The 17,232-nt window shown below is 63.0% G+C and carries 13 protein-coding genes; 11 read left to right on the top strand and 2 right to left on the bottom strand.

Annotated features, from left to right (window positions below; genetic code table 11):
- The first annotated feature begins 312 nt into the window (after positions 1–312).
- From ACMDB8_RS19230 to qhpG, 7 genes are all read left to right on the top strand, one after another.
- On the top strand, positions 313–1,623 hold the full coding sequence (locus ACMDB8_RS19230; RefSeq protein ID WP_056722695.1) for an MFS transporter: 1,311 nt from the start codon (positions 313–315) through the stop codon (positions 1,621–1,623).
- A 22-nt stretch (positions 1,624–1,645) separates the two neighbouring features.
- Complete coding sequence (locus tag ACMDB8_RS19225; RefSeq protein WP_056722693.1) at positions 1,646–2,875, top strand: Zn-dependent hydrolase; 1,230 nt, start codon at positions 1,646–1,648, stop codon at positions 2,873–2,875.
- Between the two features lie 70 nt (positions 2,876–2,945).
- The gene (locus tag ACMDB8_RS19220; RefSeq protein ID WP_409079198.1) at positions 2,946–3,971 is read left to right on the top strand and encodes a histone deacetylase family protein; all 1,026 of its coding nucleotides are present in this window, start codon (positions 2,946–2,948) and stop codon (positions 3,969–3,971) included.
- Positions 3,972–4,205: 234 nt separating this feature from the next.
- A complete protein-coding gene (locus tag ACMDB8_RS19215; RefSeq protein ID WP_056722689.1) occupies positions 4,206–6,110 on the top strand; it encodes a sigma-54-dependent Fis family transcriptional regulator in 1,905 nt (634 codons plus the stop codon).
- Positions 6,110–7,828: an ABC transporter ATP-binding protein gene (locus ACMDB8_RS19210; RefSeq protein WP_056722688.1), complete on the top strand. Its 1,719-nt coding sequence runs from the start codon at positions 6,110–6,112 to the stop codon at positions 7,826–7,828. Before ACMDB8_RS19215 ends, ACMDB8_RS19210 begins: the two co-directional genes overlap by 1 nt.
- The gene (qhpE, locus tag ACMDB8_RS19205) at positions 7,818–8,495 is read left to right on the top strand and encodes a subtilisin-like serine protease QhpE (RefSeq protein WP_409079197.1); all 678 of its coding nucleotides are present in this window, start codon (positions 7,818–7,820) and stop codon (positions 8,493–8,495) included. The genes ACMDB8_RS19210 and qhpE overlap by 11 nt, the downstream gene beginning before the upstream one ends.
- On the top strand, positions 8,492–9,787 hold the full coding sequence (gene qhpG, locus ACMDB8_RS19200; RefSeq protein ID WP_409079196.1) for a flavin-dependent monooxygenase QhpG: 1,296 nt from the start codon (positions 8,492–8,494) through the stop codon (positions 9,785–9,787). The genes qhpE and qhpG overlap by 4 nt, the downstream gene beginning before the upstream one ends.
- Positions 9,788–9,876: 89 nt before the next feature.
- Here the strand turns inward: qhpG and ACMDB8_RS19195 are convergent, their stop codons facing one another.
- A complete protein-coding gene (locus tag ACMDB8_RS19195; RefSeq protein WP_409079195.1) occupies positions 9,877–11,367 on the bottom strand; it encodes an aldehyde dehydrogenase family protein in 1,491 nt (496 codons plus the stop codon).
- A 514-nt stretch (positions 11,368–11,881) separates the two neighbouring features.
- On the opposite strand from ACMDB8_RS19195, the gene peaA reads away from it, so the two are divergent.
- The 4 genes from peaA (at position 11,882) to peaD (ending at position 16,454) form a co-directional block, all read left to right on the top strand.
- A complete protein-coding gene (gene peaA, locus ACMDB8_RS19190; protein WP_056722680.1) occupies positions 11,882–13,462 on the top strand; it encodes a quinohemoprotein amine dehydrogenase subunit alpha in 1,581 nt (526 codons plus the stop codon).
- 96 nt (positions 13,463–13,558) lie between these two features.
- Entirely contained in the window at positions 13,559–14,989 is a 1,431-nt protein-coding gene (gene peaB / locus ACMDB8_RS19185; protein WP_409079194.1) for a quinohemoprotein amine dehydrogenase maturation protein, read from the top strand.
- 1 nt (position 14,990) lies between these two features.
- Positions 14,991–15,314 (top strand): quinohemoprotein amine dehydrogenase subunit gamma, encoded by a 324-nt coding sequence (gene qhpC / locus ACMDB8_RS19180; protein ID WP_007971075.1) that lies wholly within the window; start codon positions 14,991–14,993, stop codon positions 15,312–15,314.
- A gap of 21 nt (positions 15,315–15,335) precedes the next feature.
- Positions 15,336–16,454, top strand: coding sequence for a quinohemoprotein amine dehydrogenase subunit beta (gene peaD / locus ACMDB8_RS19175; protein WP_409079193.1), 1,119 nt, complete (start codon positions 15,336–15,338; stop codon positions 16,452–16,454).
- Between the two features lie 149 nt (positions 16,455–16,603).
- Here the strand turns inward: peaD and ACMDB8_RS19170 are convergent, their stop codons facing one another.
- A complete protein-coding gene (locus ACMDB8_RS19170; RefSeq protein ID WP_056722674.1) occupies positions 16,604–17,005 on the bottom strand; it encodes a lysozyme inhibitor LprI family protein in 402 nt (133 codons plus the stop codon).
- Positions 17,006–17,232 lie beyond the last annotated feature (227 nt).

The raw sequence follows: 17,232 nt of genomic DNA, 5'->3' as shown, positions 1-17,232 counted from the left end.
CCAGGGCGGCTTGCTGCATGGGTGCCGAAATCTCACGCAGGTGCAGGTTGTGGCACCAGACTCATGGTTTGGTTCGCACATCCTGGATGCTGGTGACATCGTTTACTTTCTGCTGAACGCCTACGCCTGGGCGTTGCACGCCGCATTTGGCTGCCACCTTCGATTATAAATTGTAGTAATACTTCGAATAATAAATAGAAAATTGACTAATCATGGTCCCGAAACGAAAAATCATCCCCAGACCGGCGCCGCCAGAGCGCCGAGGATTTGCCGTTTCTCTCCTGCCAGAAAAATAACCAAAGGAGTCCCCCCATGAAGCCTCCCGCTTCGTCCCAGCCGCGCCGTGCGGCAGCCGCTGCCTTCATTGGCACCATGATCGAGTGGTACGACTTTTACATCTATGCCACCGCCGCCGCGCTGGTGTTCGGCGCGCTGTTCTTCCCCTCCGACGACAAACTGTTCAGCACCATGGCCGCTTTCGGCACCTTTGCCGTGGGTTTCTTTGCGCGGCCGTTGGGCGGGATTGTCTTCGGTCATATCGGTGACCGCATCGGCCGCAAGAAGTCGCTGATCATCACCTTGTTGATGATGGGCGTGGTCACGGTGTGCATCGGTTTGCTGCCGACCTACGGGCAAATCGGCGCCGCTGCGCCGGTGCTGCTGATTGTGCTGCGTATCGTCCAGGGCATCGCCGTGGGTGGCGAGTGGGGCGGTGCGGTGTTGATGGCCGGCGAGCATGCGCCGAAAGGCCGGCGCAATTTCTTCGCCTCGTTTGCGCAACTGGGCAGCCCGGCGGGTTTGATCCTGTCGCTGCTGGCCTTCAGCGCCGTCACCCGGTTACCGGAAGAGGACCTGATGAGCTGGGGCTGGCGCTTGCCGTTCCTCGCCAGTTCGCTGTTACTGCTGGTGGGCCTGGCGATTCGCCTGGGGGTCAATGAATCGCCGGAGTTTCTTGCCAGCCGCGAGCAGGCCGGCAAAAGCCAGCGCAAGGAGCAGGCGCCGGTCATGGAAGTGCTGCGCACAGCGTGGCGTCCATTGCTGCTGTGCATCGGCGCCAACACCCTGGGGATCGCCGGGGTGTATTTCACCAACACCTTCATGATCGCCTACACCACCCAGCAACTCGAGCTGCCGCGCTCATTGATCCTGGAGTGCCTGTTCGTCGTCGCGATCATCCAGTTCTGCATTCAGCCGCTGGCGGCCTGGGTCGCCGAGAAGATTGGCGCGACCCGCTTCCTGTGCCTGGTCTCGCTGCTGGCCATGGCCTCGCCGTACCCGATGTTCGTGCTGGTCAGTTCGGCCCAGGCGCCGCTGATCATCCTCGGCATTGCGTTGGCGGTGGTGTGCATGGCGTCGTTCTACGCGGTGATTGCCGGTTACGTCAGCGGTATGTTCGAGACCCGTGTGCGCTACACCGCGATTTCCCTGGCGTACCAGATTTGCGGCGCGCTGGCCGGTGGCCTGACGCCGCTGATCGGCACGATGCTGGCGCACAGATTCGCCGGCCAGTGGTGGCCGATGGCGGTGTTCTACAGCCTGATTGCCGCGACTTCGCTGCTGTGTGTGCTGTCCCTTGCCCGTCGCCATGCCAGTGCTGAACGTATGGAACTGGCCAAGGCCTGAGCTGAATTTCCTGGAGAAACACATGTTGAAGATCAATGGTGAACGCCTCTGGGCGAGTCTGATGGCGATGGCCGAAATCGGCGCCACCACCCGTGGCGGCAGCTGCCGCCTGGCCTTGAGCGACGAGGACAAGGCCGGCCGCGAACTCTTTGCCCACTGGTGCCGCGAAGTCGGCATGACCCTGAGCGTGGATGCCATCGGCAACCTGTTCGCCCGCCGCGTCGGCACCGACCCTGACGCAGCACCGGTGATGATGGGCAGCCACCTCGACACCCAGCCCGAAGGCGGGCGGTTCGATGGCGTGTACGGCGTGCTCGCCGGCCTGGAAGTGGTGCGTTGCCTGAACGATCTGGGCATCCAGACCCGCAAGCCGCTGGAGGTGGCGGTGTGGACCAACGAAGAAGGCGCGCGCTTCACCCCGGCGATGTTCGGCTCGGCGGTGTTCACCGGCATCATGGCGCTGGATGCCGCGCTGGCGGTGCGCGACATCGATGGCATCAGCGTCGCCGAGGCGCTGCAACGCACCGGTTATGCCGGCGAGCGCCCGCTGGGCGGCGCGGTGGATGCGTACTTTGAAGCCCACATCGAACAAGGGCCGATCCTCGAAGACAACGCCAAGAGCATCGGCGTGGTCAGCGGCGGCCAGGCGATTCGCTGGCTCGACGTACGGGTCGAAGGCATGGCGGCCCACGCCGGCACCACGCCGATGCCCCTGCGCAAGGATGCCCTGTACGGTGTGGCGCAGATGATCCAGGCCATCGAAAGCCTGGCGGCGGACTTCGCCCCCGAAGGCCTGACCACGGTCGGTGAGTTGAGCATCAACAAATCGTCGCGCAACACCATTCCGGGTCTGGTGAACTTCACCGTCGACCTGCGTCATCACCGTGATGAAACCATCGAGGCCATGGAGCAACAAGTCCGTGCGCGGCTGCAGGCGATAGCCGACGCTCGCGGCTTGACACTGGCGATCACCCCGCACTGGATCAGTCCGGCGACACCGTTCGACGCGGACTGCGTGGCGGCGGTGCAACAGGCCGTGGACGCCCTGGGCTACGCTCAGCAATCGATCGTCAGCGGCGCCGGACATGACGCGATCCACCTGGCGCGGTACTGCCCGACGGCCATGGTGTTCATCCCGTGCGTGGGCGGCCTGAGCCACAACGAAGCCGAAGATGTGCTGCCCGAGGATGTGCGCCAGGGCACAGATGTGCTGCTCAACGCGGTGTTGGCACGCGCCGAAAAAATCGACTGAACGCAGGCCCGCTCCCACAGTAGTGCGTGTCCGGTTTCAAGATTTTCGTTAACTGACAGGTAATCACTCCATGCGCAGTTTTTTCCACCCCGAACAATTGCTCCACCATCCTCGCAGTTACTACTCCCGTGGCCAGATGCGTACGCCGCAGGAAGTGCCGGAGCGTGCGCAGCGCCTGGTGCAGGCGTCTCATGCATTGGGTTTCAAGGTCGAGCAACCGGTCGATGCCGGGTTCGATCCGCTGCTGGCGGTGCACGGCGCACCGTACCTGAGGTTCTTGCAGGAGGCCCATCAGCGCTGGAAAGAGATTCCCGAGGATTGGGGCGACGAAGTGATGTCGAACATCTTTGTCCGCGAGCTCAATGCCCTGCGCGGGATTCTCGCGCAAGCCGCGTGCTATCTGGCCGATGGCAGCTGCCCGGTGGGCGAGCAGACCTGGCGTTCGGCCTACTGGTCGGCGCAAAGCGCCATCGCCGGCGCCCGGGCATTGCTCGATGGCGAGCCGGCAGCCTATGCCCTGTGCCGTCCACCGGGTCATCACGCCCGGGCCGAAGCAGCGGGTGGTTTCTGTTATGTGAACAACGCGGCGGTGGCGGCGCAGGTCTTGCGTGCCGGGTTCTCGCGGGTAGCGGTGCTGGATACCGACATGCACCACGGCCAGGGGATTCAGGAGATTTTCTACGATCGCGAAGACGTGCTCTACGTCTCGGTGCATGGCGATCCGACCAACTTCTATCCGGGCGTCGCAGGTTTTGCCGATGAGCGTGGTGTCGGGGCGGGCGAGGGTTTCAACCTCAACCTGCCGATGGCCCATGGCGCCAGCGAGGCGGATTTTCTCGGGCAATTGGAGGTGGCGCTGAAGGCGGTGACGGACTTTGGCGCCGAGGTACTGGTGCTGTCCCTGGGCTTCGATATTTTCGAACTGGACCCGCAGAGCAAGGTGGCGGTGACCCGCGAAGGGTTCGGCGTGCTCGGTGAGCGAATTCGCAGCCTGGGGTTGCCGTGCCTGATCGTGCAGGAGGGCGGGTATCACCTGGAGAGTCTGGAGGATAATGCCAAGGCGTTTTTTGTCGGGCCTGAGGTTTGGCAGCTCTGAGTTTGACAGCGTCTGGAAGATTGCTATCGCGAGCAAGCTCGCTCCCACACTGGTCGGTGTTGAACGCAAATATGCGGTTCACCTCGGTCAACTGTGGGAGCGAGCTTGCTCGCGATGAACGATAACGCGGTCCATAAGCGCCCTACGGCACTTGCCATAGCCCTGACGTTAACGTAAAGATTGCTCCAGGGCGCCGACGCATGAAGGCGCAGGGTGGATGACCCGGAGCGCTTGATGACGCCAATAAAAACAAACTCCCCCAAACTGCATCGCGAAGCCCGGCTGGCCCGGGAAAAGCTGCACCTGGAAGGCGAAGTGCCGGATGGCGTCCTGCGTGCGGAAATCGATGCCTCGTGGCGGCGCAGCCTGAGCCATGGCGTGCATTTCAATGCCAAGCATGAGCTGGCGCTGGAATCGAGTGCCAGCCTCGACGTGCTGCTGGCCAGCAACCGCTTGCTGATCGACGCCGCGCTGCCGGCCATCGATTACCTGGCCGAGCGTCAGGGCAAGGAAGGGCTGATCATCCTCGCCAACTCCGACGCCACCATCCTCGCCGTCGAAGGCCGTGCCGACCGTCTCAAGGGCAGTGGCCTGCAGGACATCACCCTCGGCGCCTGCTGGAGCGAAGCGGTGCGCGGCACCAACGCCCTGGGCACGGCACTGGTCGAAGCCCGGCCGACCCTGATCGATTGCGGCGAACATTATCTGGACCGCCTCAGTGATTTTTCCTGCACGTCGGTGCCGATCCATTGCCCCCAGGGCGACATTCTTGGCGTCCTCGACCTGACCCGCGAAGGCCCGCTCGGCCGAGCCCACGACAGCACTGCACTGCTGGCCATGGCGGTCAGCCAGATCGAAAGCCGCATCTTCAACTCAAGCTATCCGGACGAAATCGTCCTCGCTTTCCACAGCCGCAGGCAATACCTGGAATCCCCGTGGCAAGGCCTGCTGGCCGTGAGCCTCGGCGGGCAGATCCTCGCGGTCAGCGCCCAGGCCTGCCAGTTGCTTCACGCCGAGCGCTCGGCCCTGATCGGTCGGCGCTGCGAGGAGTTTCTCGGCGTCGATGGCCTGCAGTTATTGGCGCGTCTGCATCAGGGCGGGGCCGGCAGTCTGCAGACCGCCAAGGGTGAGTTCTTCTACAAGACCCTGCGCGCGCCGCAACGCTCGATCAACGTCAGCAGCCCGCCGCGCACCGCGGCGAAAACACCCAAGGCGCCACCGGATCTGGAGGCGCTGGCCGGCAGCAATACCCGCTACGCCCGTGCCTTGCGCATGGCCCGTCAAGGTCTGGCCAATGAGTTGCCGGTCTTGTTGCTGGGCGAAACCGGCACCGGTAAAGAGGTCATTGCCCGCGCCCTGCACATGGCCGGAGCGCGCTGCGACAAACCTTTCGTGGCGGTGAACTGCGCGGCAATTCCCGAAGGCCTGATCGAGTCGGAACTGTTCGGCTACCGCGAAGGCGCGTTCACCGGTTCACGCCGGGGCGGCATGGTCGGGCGCTTGCAGCAGGCCCATGGCGGCACCTTGTTCCTCGATGAAATCGGCGACATGCCATTGGCCTTGCAGGCCCGGTTGTTGCGGGTGTTGCAGGATCGCAAGGTCGCGCCCCTGGGCGCTGGCGAAGAGCAGGACATCGACGTCGCGCTGATCTGCGCCACCCACCGCGACCTCAAGCGTCTGGTGGAAGAAAAACACTTTCGCGAGGACCTGTTCTACCGGGTCAACGGCATCAGCGTGATGCTCCCGGCCCTGCGCGAACGCGAGGATTTCGGCGCGCTGGTCACTCGCATGCTGACGACACTGGGCGCACCCGCCGTGGTCCTGCACGATGATCTCGATCGCTTGCTCAGCGGCTATCACTGGCCGGGCAACATCCGCCAACTGGAGATGGTCCTGCGCACCGCGCTGGCCATGCGCGAACCGGGTGACACCGTGCTGACCCTCGACCACTTGCCCGACAGCATGCTCGACGAGTTGACCGCCAGCGAACGGCCCCAGGCCGGCAGCATCCGGGAAAACGAACTGGAGCTGATTCGTCAGTCCCTGGACACGCACCAAGGCAACGTCTCGGCCGCCGCCGACGCCCTGGGCATCAGCCGCGCGACCCTGTATCGCAAGCTCAAACAGTTGCGTTCGTGATGCAGCGCCTGATCGTTCGGCTGATCGACAGCCAGAACCCCGAGGCGCTGCAAGCGTCACTGCGCTGGCTGTACAGCTTTGTGCGACCCCATCGCCTGGCGATTGCCGGGCTGCTGGGTTTGTCGGTCTGCGCCTCGGCGCTGGTGCTGGTGCAACCGTGGCTGACCAAATTGCTGATCGACGATGGGCTGTTGGCGCGCAACTTCCCGATGCTGGTGTTGATCGCCGGGCTGATGATCGTTGCCGGCTTGTTGGGCACGGCGCTTTCGGGCATCAACCGCTACCTGCACACGCGCCTGTCCGGGCGCATGCTATTTGCCCTGCGCGATGACCTGTACCGACACTTGCAAACCCTGTCGCCGAGCTTTTACGGCCAGCGGCGCATTGGTGACCTGATGTCGCGCCTTGATGGTGACGTCGCGGAAATCCAGCGCTTTGCCGTGGACTCGCTGTTCTCGGCCGTGTCCAGCGTGATCGGCCTGGTGGTGGCCGTGGCGATGCTGCTGACCTTGTCCTGGAAACTCTCGCTGCTGGCCCTGGTGCTGATTCCCCTTGATGTCCTTTGGCTGCGCTGGATGCGGCGCAAGGTCGAGCGCGATGTACGGCAGTTGCGCGAGCGTTCGGCGGACATGTCGTCGTTCATGGTCGAGACCCTGCCGGTGATGAAGTTCATCCAGTCCGCCGGTCAACAGCAACGCGAAGCACGGCGCCTCGAGACGCTGGGGCAAGGCTACATGAGTCAGTTGCTGCGCCTGCAAGTCACCGAGTTTTTCACCCAGGCCGTGCCCGGTACCCTGACCTCGCTGTCCCGGGCCTGCGCATTCTTGATCGGCGGTTACTGGGTGGTGCAGGGTACCTGGCAACTCGGCGCCCTGATTGCGTTTTCCACCTACCTGGGCATGGCCGTGGGGCCGGTGCAGAGTCTGCTCGGGCTTTACGTCGCGATCCAGCGGATGACCGTCAGCCTCGGCCGGGTCATGGAGTTGCGCGGCGAACAACCGACCGTGCTGACACCCGCCATGCCACGGGCGATGCCCACTGGCGGCGATCTGTGGTTCGACAGCGTGCACTTCGCCCATCCCGGCCGCCAATTGACCCTGCGTGGCATCGAAGCGCGGATTCCCTACGGTTTGAAAGTGGCCCTCAGCGGCGGCTCGGGCGTGGGTAAATCCACCCTGATCGATCTGCTGCAACGTCATCACGATCCGCAATCGGGCCGGGTACTGCTGGGCGACGTCGATCTGCGCGAACTGGACCTGTTCCAGTTGCGTCGGCGCATCGCCATCGTCAGCCAGGACATCGTGTTGTTTCGCGGCAGCCTCGCCGACAACCTGGCCTACGCGGTGCCGGATGCCAGCCGCGAGGCGATTGCCGACGTAGCGCGACTGGCGCAACTCGACAGCCTGATCGAGTCCTTGCCCGAAGGTCTCGACAGCCCCTTGGGCGAGCGGGGCCAGCAGTTGTCCGGTGGGCAGAAGCAACGCATCGCGATTGCCCGGGCGCTGTTGCAAGACCCTTTGATCCTGGTGCTCGATGAAGCCACGTCCGCGGTGGATGAGGCCACCGAGCGCGAAGTCATCGACGCCATCGACCGCTTGTTTGCCGGGCGTACGCGCATCCTGATCAGCCATCGCCCCTCAACCCTGGCCGATGCCGATCTGCGCTTCGAATTGCTCGACGGCGTGCTGACCTCGAAAACGGTGCTGCATGAAACCTGAGTTGCGCATTGGCGTGGTGGACAGCGGCCACTCGGCGGCACAACGGGTGCAAGTGATCGCCGGCCGGCGCTTTTCATTGCTTGAAGACGGCCTGGCCGAGGGCGACTTGCGCGAAGATCCGCTGGGGCATGGCAGCGCGGTGATCGAGGCGATCGGCCGGCGAGCACCCTCGGCACTGTTTTGCGTGGCGCAGGTGTTCGACCAGCGCGGTGTCACCAGCGCCTTGCAGATCGCCACGGCGATTGACTGGCTGCTGACGCAGGACGTGCGACTGATCAATCTGAGCCTTGGCCTGCGCCAGGATCGCAGCCTGTTGCGCGCGGCCTGCGCGGCGGCGGTGGCGCGGGGCGTGTTGCTGTGTGCGTCGAGCCCGGCCCAGGGCGAAGGCGTGTTTCCGGCAAACTATCCGCAGGTGGTGCGGGTGACCGGCGATGCGCGGTGCGCCGAGCAGGAATGGTCGTGGCTCAACAGCGCCCAGGCGGATTTCGCCGCCTGTGTGCATGGCACCTACCCGGGGCAGTCCGGGGCGAGCCTCGGTTGTGCCGCCTTGAGCGGGCACATCGCCGGGTTCCTCGCCGAACAGCCTGACGCCAGCAACGCGCAAGTCATCGAGTGGTTGCGCGACCATGCCCGCTACCGTGGCCCTGAACGGCGTTTCGGACCATGACCGACATCGTCATTCTGGGCGCCGGGCCAGCCGGCGCCGCTGTCGCGCTGGGACTCCGGCGACTGGGCCATGGCGTCACGCTGATCAGCGAATGGCGCCGGTTTGCGGCGCTCGAAGGCGTGTCCGTGCGGGTGCTGGAGGCTTTGCGCGGCGCGGGCCTGCATCAGGCGTTGGCGCAGGCGACGCTGCCTTCTCAACGCCAGGTGAGCTGGAATGGCCAACACCACGCGCAGAACATCGAATACTTGCTCGACCGTCCGGTTTTTGATCGAGGCCTGCGTGAGGATTTGCACCTGGCGGGGGTCGAGCTGATCGAAGGCCGGGTGCTGACGGTTCAGTCATCGGCCAATGGTCATCGAATCGAAATCGACGGCCGCGAACCGTTGCTCGCGCCGTTTCTCGTGGAAGCCCGAGGACGTCAGGCCCCCGCTATCGGCAAGGGCATGCGTGGGCCCGAGACGGTCAGCCTGCTCAATCGCTGGCAGGGCTCGCCGGGCAGCACCGCCAGCGCCGTGGAAAGCCTAAAGGACGGCTGGGCATGGATGGCGCGGCGCGCCGACGGCCAGTGTTACTGGCAATGGACGGTGGACGTGGCCAGCGCCGGGTTGCCGGGCAAGGCCATGTTGCTCGAATACTGCCAGCAGCGGCGCCAGGGTTCGAAGCTTGCCACGGCATTTTTTGCCGGCGAAACGGAAGCTGATCTACAGCTGCACGCCCGCAGCAGCACAGCGATTCTGAGCCCGCAGGTGTGTGGCGAAAACTGGATTAGGGTCGGCGATGCGGCCATGGCGGTGGACCCGTTGTCGGGCAACGGGATCTTTCAGTCCCTGTCTTCGGCGTTGCAGGCACCGGCGGTGATCAACACGCTGCTGTGCAAACCCGAACGAACGGCTCTGGCCCAGCGTTTCCACCAGCAGCGGGTGGAACAGTTGTTTTTGCGGTTTGCCCGGATCGGCCGGGATTTTTATGCCGATGAGCAGCGCTGGCCGGATCAGCCGTTCTGGCAGGCGCGACGGAACTGGCCGGACGCCGAGGTGGCCCATGCCGAGGCGGATTTCAATGGGCTGAGGATTGAGCGGGCGCCGGTGTTGCGTGATGGGCTGGTCGATGAGGCCGAGGTGGTGATCACGGCGGATCAGCCGTTGGGCATCTGGCATGTGCAGGGGGTTGAAGTGGCGGCGTTGGTGCGGCGGTTGCGCAGTGAATCGGCTGAGCAGGTGTTGGCCGGGTTGACGGCTGAACAGGGAAGGATGGTCAGGAGTTGGTTGATGGGGCAGGGATTCAAACCGTAGGAGCTGGCGAAGCCTGCGATCTTTTGGCTGCCTCAAACGTACCGAGGATCAAAAGATCGCAGGCTTCGCCAGCTCCTACAAAAACTGTTTCACAGTTTGATCAACACCGACTTCAACTCGGTGTATTGCTCGATCGCCGCATACCCCATCTCACGCCCGACCCCGGACATCTTGTAGCCGCCGAACGGCAGCGCCGGGTCCAGGGCGCTGTGGCAGTTGACCCACACCGACCCGGACTTGATCCGTGGAATCATCCGGTGCACCGCCGCCAGGTCGTTGGACCAGATGCTCGCGCCCAATCCATACGGACTGTCGTTGGCCATGCGCAGGGCATCGGCCTCGTCATCGAACGGGATGGCCACCAGCACCGGCCCGAAGATTTCTTCCTGCACCAGTGAGTGCTTCTGATCGACGTCGACAATCACCGTCGGCTTGACGAAGAACCCCGGGCCGAACTGCTCACCACCGCAGGCGATGGTCGCGCCGCTTTCCCGGCCCTTTTCGATGTAGCCGTAGACGCGCTCCTGCTGGCGCGCCGAGATCAACGGCCCCATGTCGACGCTCGGGTCCAGGCCGTTGCCGAGTTTCATGGCGTTGGCGATGCCAGCGATGTCCGCCACCACATTGTCGAAATGCTTGCGCTGCACATACAGCCTGGAACCTGCGCAGCAGACCTGGCCCTGGTTGAAGAAGATCGCGCTGGCGGCCCCGGCCGCGGCGGTTTTCAGGTCGGCGTCGGCCATGACGATGGTCGGCGATTTGCCGCCCAGCTCCAGGGTGACCCGGGTCATGGAATCCATGGCGATCTTGCCGATCTGCTTGCCCACGGCGGTGGAGCCGGTGAAGGTCAGCTTGTCCACCAGCGGGTTGTGGGTCAGGGCCGAACCTGCGGTGATGCCGGTACCGGTGACCACGTTGAACACGCCTTCGGGATAACCGGCCTCCAGCACCAGCTCGGCGAGTTTCAGCGCGGTCAGCGGGGTTTCGTCGGCGGGCTTGAGCACCACGGTACAACCGGTGGCCAGGGCCGGACCGAGTTTCCAGCAGGCCAGCAACAGCGGGAAGTTCCAGGCGACGATGGCGCCGACCACACCCACCGCTTCGCGTCGGATGAAACTGTGGAACTGGTCGTTGGGCATCAGCGGTGCCGACACGTCAACCGTAGAACCTTCGATCTTGGTCGCCCAGCCGGCCATGTAGCGCAGGAAGTCGATGGCCAGTTGCACGTCCATCACCTGGGCCACCGCCGCGCTTTTACCGTTGTTCAGGCATTCCAGTTGCGCCAGCAGCTCGGCGTCGCGCTGCATCAGGTCGGCGAGTTTCCATAACAGATTCTGCCGCTCCCGGGGGCGGGTGCGGGTCCAGGCCGAATCGTCGAACGCCTGGCGGGCGGCGAGGACCGCACGGTCGACATCTTCCGGCGTTGCCCGTGGCACCACGCACAACACCTCACCGGTGGCCGGGTTGTGCAGGGGCATGGTCTGGCCATCGGCGGCCTCGACCCAGTCACCGCCGATGAGCATGCTCGGGGCACGCTGGATGAATGCCGAAGTGGCGGGAAGCAGGTTTGGGAGCGACATGATGAAACCTCGTCTTGTTCGTGTGGCGAGGTCATTCGCAACGGTTGTGCCAGTTATGTTTATTGGGAGGCAAGAGCCGGTTTAGCGGGGCTTGCGGGTTATGGACCCAAGGTAAAAAGGGGGAGCATGCGTCGCAAATTGCGACGCAGTGAGACGCCGGTGACGCATGGTGAAGTTCAAAAGATCGCAGCCTGCGGCAGCTCCTACAGAAGGAGCAACGTTCACCTGTAGGAGCTGCCGCAGGCTGCGATCCTTTGATCTTGATCCTATGCTTGTCTCAGGTTGAAACAGTTGTCGCGAAATTGAACGTGGAACGCAGACGACACGATTGGCAAAACACCGGCTTTTATCGGCAAGTCATTGATTCATTGAAATATTCATAAGCTGGCACGCTCCGTGTATTGCTCATCGCAGACGTTTCTCTTGCCTCCGTCAGCGGTTCACCGCCGACGGCAGAAACCATAAAAACGATAAGCCACAACAATAAGAACGCACCGTGCGAGGTTCGACGTTGATGAAGAGAAAACTCCGATCAGGCATGAGCGCCAGCCTGCTGGCCGTAGCCGCTTGTGTAGCGCTGCATTCGCCTCATAGCCTGGCAGCCCGCGACGCCCAGACCATCCTCAAGGAAACCTGTCAGGGCTGTCACACCCCCGAAGCCGATAACGCCCTGAGCCGTATCAGCCACCAGCGCAAAACGCCGGAAGGCTGGTTGATGAGCATCGCCCGGATGCAGACCATGCACGGTTTGCAGATCAGCGATGAAGACCGCCGAACGCTGGTCAAATACCTGGCCGATACCCAGGGCCTTGCGCCGAGCGAGACCGACGGCGTGCGCTATGCGCTGGAGCGCAGGCTCAACACCGTCGAACACTTCGACGACCAGACCAGCCAGATGTGCGGCCGCTGCCACTCCGGTGCGCGGGTCGCCCTGCAACGGCGTCCGGCCCAGGAGTGGGAGCGCCTGGTGAACTTCCACCTCGGCCAATGGCCGTCGCTGGAGTACCAGGCGCTGTCCCGTGACCGCGACTGGTTCGATCTGGCCCGTAAAGAAATGGTGCCGTTGCTGGCCAAGCGTTATCCGCTGGATAACCCGGCCTGGAAAAAATGGCAGGGCGCGGCGCCGAAAAGCGAGGCGCTGGTGGGCGACTGGAGCTTCAGCGGGCACTTGCCCGGCAAGGGCGAACTGGCCGGTGTGATGAGCGTGACCGCCGACGGCAGCGACACTTTCAAGGTCAGCGTCAAAGGCCAATACGCCGACGGCACGCCGTTCAATGGCGACGGCAGCGCGATTCTCTACACCGGCTATGAATGGCGCGGCAACGTGACGATCGACGGCGTGATCATGCGCCAGGTGTTCGCCGCCCAAGGCAATGCGATGCAGGGCCGGATGTTCGAGGCCGAGCACGATGAGCGCGGTCTGGACTTCGTCGCCGCCAAACAGGGCTCCCAGCGGTTGCTGGCGGTGCAGCCGGGCTATGTGAAGGCCGGCAGCGAAACCGAAGTCACCCTGATCGGCAGCGGCCTGACCGGCAAGCCGGACTTCGGCAAAGGCGTGGAAGTGCTCGAAGTGGTCGAGCAAAGCCCCGAGCGGATCAAGGTCAAGCTCAAGGCGACGGCCAATGCCCAGCCGGGCGTGCGCGCGGTCAGTGTCGGCACGCTGAAAGGCCCGAGCCTGTCGGTGTACAGCAAGATCGCCTCGGTCAAGGTGGTGCCGGAATTCTCGGTGGCACGGATCGGCGAGGGCGGTGGTTCGACGCCGAAAGTCCAGGGCCGTTTTGACGCCGAAGCCTGGGGCAAGGGCTCCGACGGCAAGCCATATCGCATCGGCGTGTTCCCGGCGCAGTGGAAGGTCGAAGCCTTCGACGACCGCGCCAAGGAAGACGAAGACGTCAAGTTTGCCGGCACCATGCAGGCCGACACCGGCGTGTTCACCCCGGGCGATGCCGGGCCGAACCCGGCGCGCAAGATGTCCACCAACAATGCCGGCAACCTCAAGGTGATCGCCGCCGTCGACGACGCAGGGCAATCCCTGACCGGCGAAGGCCACATGATCGTCACCGTGCAACGCTGGAACAATCCACCGATTCCATGAGTTGGCTGTCCTTGGCTTAACACAGCTTCAAGGCTACAGACACTTTTTGGAATGACCGCAAGCCCCGCCAAGCGGGGCCTGCACAGGAGGTTGGTTATGGGCGCCATATTGAATCTGGTCGAACGCAACCTGCACGAAGTGCAGGTCGATGCCGACCGCATGCTGTTTCACATCCCCAGCAGTTCGCTGTTCGCCAGCGATGAACTGACCGGGACCATCATCGACACCTTGCGTGGGCCCGGTTGTTCCTCGGACGACCTGATCCAGCGCCTGGCCGCGCGTTTCAGCGGCGAGGAAATCACCGAGACCCTGCGCGAGCTGATGGCCCTGGAACTGGTCAGCGACGGTTCGCCGCTGACTCCGGACATCGCCACCAAGCGCGTCGAGCGCACGGCGATCAATACCGTGGTGCTCAACGTCAACACCGGCTGCAACCTGAGCTGCACCTACTGCTACAAGGAAGACCTCGACAAGCCGTCGGCGGGCAAGAAGATGGACGTCGAAACGGCGATCGCCTCGGTGGAAATGCTGCTGCGCGAATCCCCGGACGAAGAGCGTTTCACCGTGGTGTTCTTCGGCGGCGAACCGCTGAGCAACCGCAAGCTGATCGAGTACATGGTCGACTACTGTGAGAGGCGTTTCCGCGAGGCGGGCAAGTTCGTCGAGTTCGTCATGACCACCAACGCCACGCTGCTCACCGAAGAAACCGTGGACTACCTCAACGCCCACCGTTTCGGGCTGTCGGTGAGCATCGACGGGCCGAAAACCGTGCACGACCGCAACCGCATCACCGTAGGCGGGCAGGGCACGTACGACGTGGTGCGGCGCAAGGCCGAGATGCTGCTGTCGCGCTACAACAGCCGTCCGGTCGGTGCGCGGGTGACCCTGACCACCGGCGTGACCGATGTTGAAACCATCTGGGATCACCTGTTCAACGAACTGGGTTTTGCCGAAGTCGGCTTTGCCCCGGTGACTTCCGGCGACATCAGCAGCTTCAACCTCACCAGCGATGAACTGGTGCAGGTGTTCGCCAACATGAAGGCCCTCGGTCGACGCTATCTGGAAGCGGCGCTGGAGCACCGCAACATCGGTTTCTCCAACCTGCACCAGCTCATCACCGACATCCACGAAGGCCACAAGAAAGCCCTGCCGTGCGGCGCGGGCCTGAAGATGCTGGCGGTGGATCACAAGGGCGAGCTGAACCTGTGCCACCGCTTTACCGGTTCGAGCCTGCCGACCTTCGGCAACGTCCACAGCGGTGTGAAGCAGGTGGAGTTGAACGACTTCCTGTCCCAGCGCCTGGACCGCACCAACACCGGCTGCGAGGACTGCCAGATCCGCAACCTGTGTTCCGGCGGCTGCTACCACGAGAGCTACGCCCGCTACGGCGATCCGACCCACCCGACCTATCACTACTGCGAACTGATGCGTGACTGGGTCGACTTCGGCATCGAGGTCTACACCCGGATCATGGCCAATAACCCTGCGTTCATCAGCAGTTACATCACTCCGCGCAAGGCTCACTGATATGAAACATCTCAAGGCAATCAATAACAAAGCGTTGAAGCTGGATCAGGCCGCGGACGAGAACCGCATTGAAGAAGTGGTGGCCATGAGCTCCGTGGCGGGCTGTGCCTCAACCACCGATCCGGGCTGGGAAATCGATGCGTTTGGCGGCGTGTCGTCGCTGTGCCAGCCGATGGAAGCCGACCTCTACGGTTGCTCCGACCCCTGCTGGTGGCCGGCCCAGGTGCCCGACATGATGAGCACCTACCCGGACTGGAACAAGGATGCCCAGGCGTCCAACGAAAACTGGCGCAACCTCGGCACTGTCTTCCCCAAAGACAAGTGATCACAGAAGAAGGATTCCAGCATGCGTAATATCAAAGCCTGCGGCCTGGCCGCGTTCGCCGTTCTGAGCAGCTGTTCGGTCAGTGTTCTGGCCGATGAAAACACCGCACTGCAAGATGGTCACGAGTACATGTTGACCACCAACTACCCGAACAACCTGCACGTGATCGACCTGGCCACCGACACCCTGTTCAAGACCTGCAAGATGCCCGACGCCTTCGGCCCCGGCACCGTGCAATTGTCGCCGGACCGCAAGACCGCCTACGTGCTGAACAATCACTATGCGGACGTCTACGGTGTCGAACTGGACAACTGCAAGCAGGTGTTCCACGCCAGCATCGCCCAGAAGCCGGGGGAAAAAGCGCGCTCGATGTTCGCCTTCACCCTCAGCCACGACGGCAAGGAGCTGTACACCGTCGCCAACCCGACGCTGATGATGAACGATCGCTACGAAGTGCAGCAGCCGCGGCTCGACGTGTACAAGACCGACGCCGGCATGGACGCCAAGCCTGTGCGCAGTTTCCCGGCGCCGCGCCAGCTGACCATCATGCAGAGCGGTGACGACGGCACGCTATACGTGGCCGGGGCGGACGTCTACAAGGTCAATGTACATACCGGCAAGTTCGACGTGCTGATCCCCAGCCGCCACTGGAAGCGCCCGAATTACAGCGCGCCGGACGTGCTCTACGTGTGGAACCAGCAGACGTACCGGCATGACTTCTCGCTGCTGTACACCGCGGCGAAGTTCAAGGACAAGAAACAGGACCCGGCCACCGCCGAATACCTGTACGGCCTGTTCAGTGTCGACCTGAAGACCGGCAAGACCGAAACCACCGACTTCGGGCCCTTGACCGAAATCTACTTCAGCGGCATGCGCTCGCCCAAGGACCCGAACCTGATGTTCGGCGTGCTCAACCGCCTGGCCAAGTACGACATCAAACAGAAGAAGATGCTCCAGTCCGCCACGCTCGATCACTCGTACTACTGCATTTCCTTCAACAAGGACGGCAGCAAGATCTACCTGGCGGGAACCTTCAACGACGTGGCGATCTTTGATGCCGACAGCCTCAAGCAAACGGGCAGCATCAAGCTGCCGGGCGGGGACATGGCGATTACCACGGCGCAGATTTTTGTCCGGTAATTGCCGCGCCTGAACTGACGCCTTCGCGGGCAAGCCCGCTCCCACAGTGGATATGCAGTGTGATCACTATCGTGTGAACACCCCTGAACCCTGTGGGAGCGGGCTTGCCCGCGAAGAGGCCCTCAAAAACACCGCAAAAACAGCAAAAATCAAACCCCCGGCACCGGACAACTCAAATCCCCCTCCTGACACTTCAAGTACTGCTTGAACGTCTGAACCCGTGCCTTGGTCAGCTCCGTGGTGCAGTTGCCGTAGATCAGCGGATACACACTCCCGCCTTCCACCCCGGACGCCGAGAACCTGCACTCGGCATCGCGGAACGCCACCCACGCCCGCTGCGCACCCACCAACTGCTTCTTGCCGTCCGGGTTGCTCTTGAGCCGCGAAGTGATCTGCTGGTACAGCGCATTCAATTCCTTGTCGGCGGCCGCATGCTGCTGCGCCGCGCACTGGTTCATCGTCGCCTGGTCGCTGGCGTTTTCGCAGTCCACGGCGAACGCCATGGAGGTGAACAACAGGGGCGTCAGTGCCAAGAGTAAGCGTGGGTTCATGCTGGAGTGCTCGTTGTGACCGAAAGAGAGGTGCAGTGTAGCGCCGAGAGACCCAGGCAACTGCCGCGCAGGTTGTTCATGTCGCTATCCTTTTCGATGCTGTTTCGAGACGGAACGTTAGCCGTTTCGCCCTCTGACTTTGCGATTGCCCCAGAACTTATCCGCGCAAATGCGACCGAATATCTCAGGCGTGGTTGATTGCATATTCCCATTGGTACAACTTTAAA

This window comes from Pseudomonas monachiensis (assembly GCF_047345015.1).
Classification (GTDB): Bacteria; Pseudomonadota; Gammaproteobacteria; order Pseudomonadales; family Pseudomonadaceae; genus Aquipseudomonas; species Aquipseudomonas monachiensis.
This window is presented reverse-complemented; position numbering and strand designations above follow the sequence as displayed.

What these genes read in the sequence shown, in the direction of transcription:
- ACMDB8_RS19230 (WP_056722695.1), top strand. Translation starts at nt 313, where the DNA reads ATGAAGCCTCCCGCTTCGTCCCAGCCGCGCCGTGCGGCAGCCGCTGCC.
- ACMDB8_RS19225 (WP_056722693.1), top strand. Translation starts at nt 1,646, where the DNA reads ATGTTGAAGATCAATGGTGAACGCCTCTGGGCGAGTCTGATGGCGATG.
- ACMDB8_RS19220 (WP_409079198.1), top strand. Translation starts at nt 2,946, where the DNA reads ATGCGCAGTTTTTTCCACCCCGAACAATTGCTCCACCATCCTCGCAGT.
- ACMDB8_RS19215 (WP_056722689.1), top strand. Translation starts at nt 4,206, where the DNA reads ATGACGCCAATAAAAACAAACTCCCCCAAACTGCATCGCGAAGCCCGG.
- ACMDB8_RS19210 (WP_056722688.1), top strand. Translation starts at nt 6,110, where the DNA reads ATGCAGCGCCTGATCGTTCGGCTGATCGACAGCCAGAACCCCGAGGCG.
- qhpE (WP_409079197.1), top strand. Translation starts at nt 7,818, where the DNA reads ATGAAACCTGAGTTGCGCATTGGCGTGGTGGACAGCGGCCACTCGGCG.
- qhpG (WP_409079196.1), top strand. Translation starts at nt 8,492, where the DNA reads ATGACCGACATCGTCATTCTGGGCGCCGGGCCAGCCGGCGCCGCTGTC.
- ACMDB8_RS19195 (WP_409079195.1), bottom strand. Translation starts at nt 11,367, where the DNA reads ATGTCGCTCCCAAACCTGCTTCCCGCCACTTCGGCATTCATCCAGCGT.
- peaA (WP_056722680.1), top strand. Translation starts at nt 11,882, where the DNA reads ATGAAGAGAAAACTCCGATCAGGCATGAGCGCCAGCCTGCTGGCCGTA.
- peaB (WP_409079194.1), top strand. Translation starts at nt 13,559, where the DNA reads ATGGGCGCCATATTGAATCTGGTCGAACGCAACCTGCACGAAGTGCAG.
- qhpC (WP_007971075.1), top strand. Translation starts at nt 14,991, where the DNA reads ATGAAACATCTCAAGGCAATCAATAACAAAGCGTTGAAGCTGGATCAG.
- peaD (WP_409079193.1), top strand. Translation starts at nt 15,336, where the DNA reads ATGCGTAATATCAAAGCCTGCGGCCTGGCCGCGTTCGCCGTTCTGAGC.
- ACMDB8_RS19170 (WP_056722674.1), bottom strand. Translation starts at nt 17,005, where the DNA reads ATGAACCCACGCTTACTCTTGGCACTGACGCCCCTGTTGTTCACCTCC.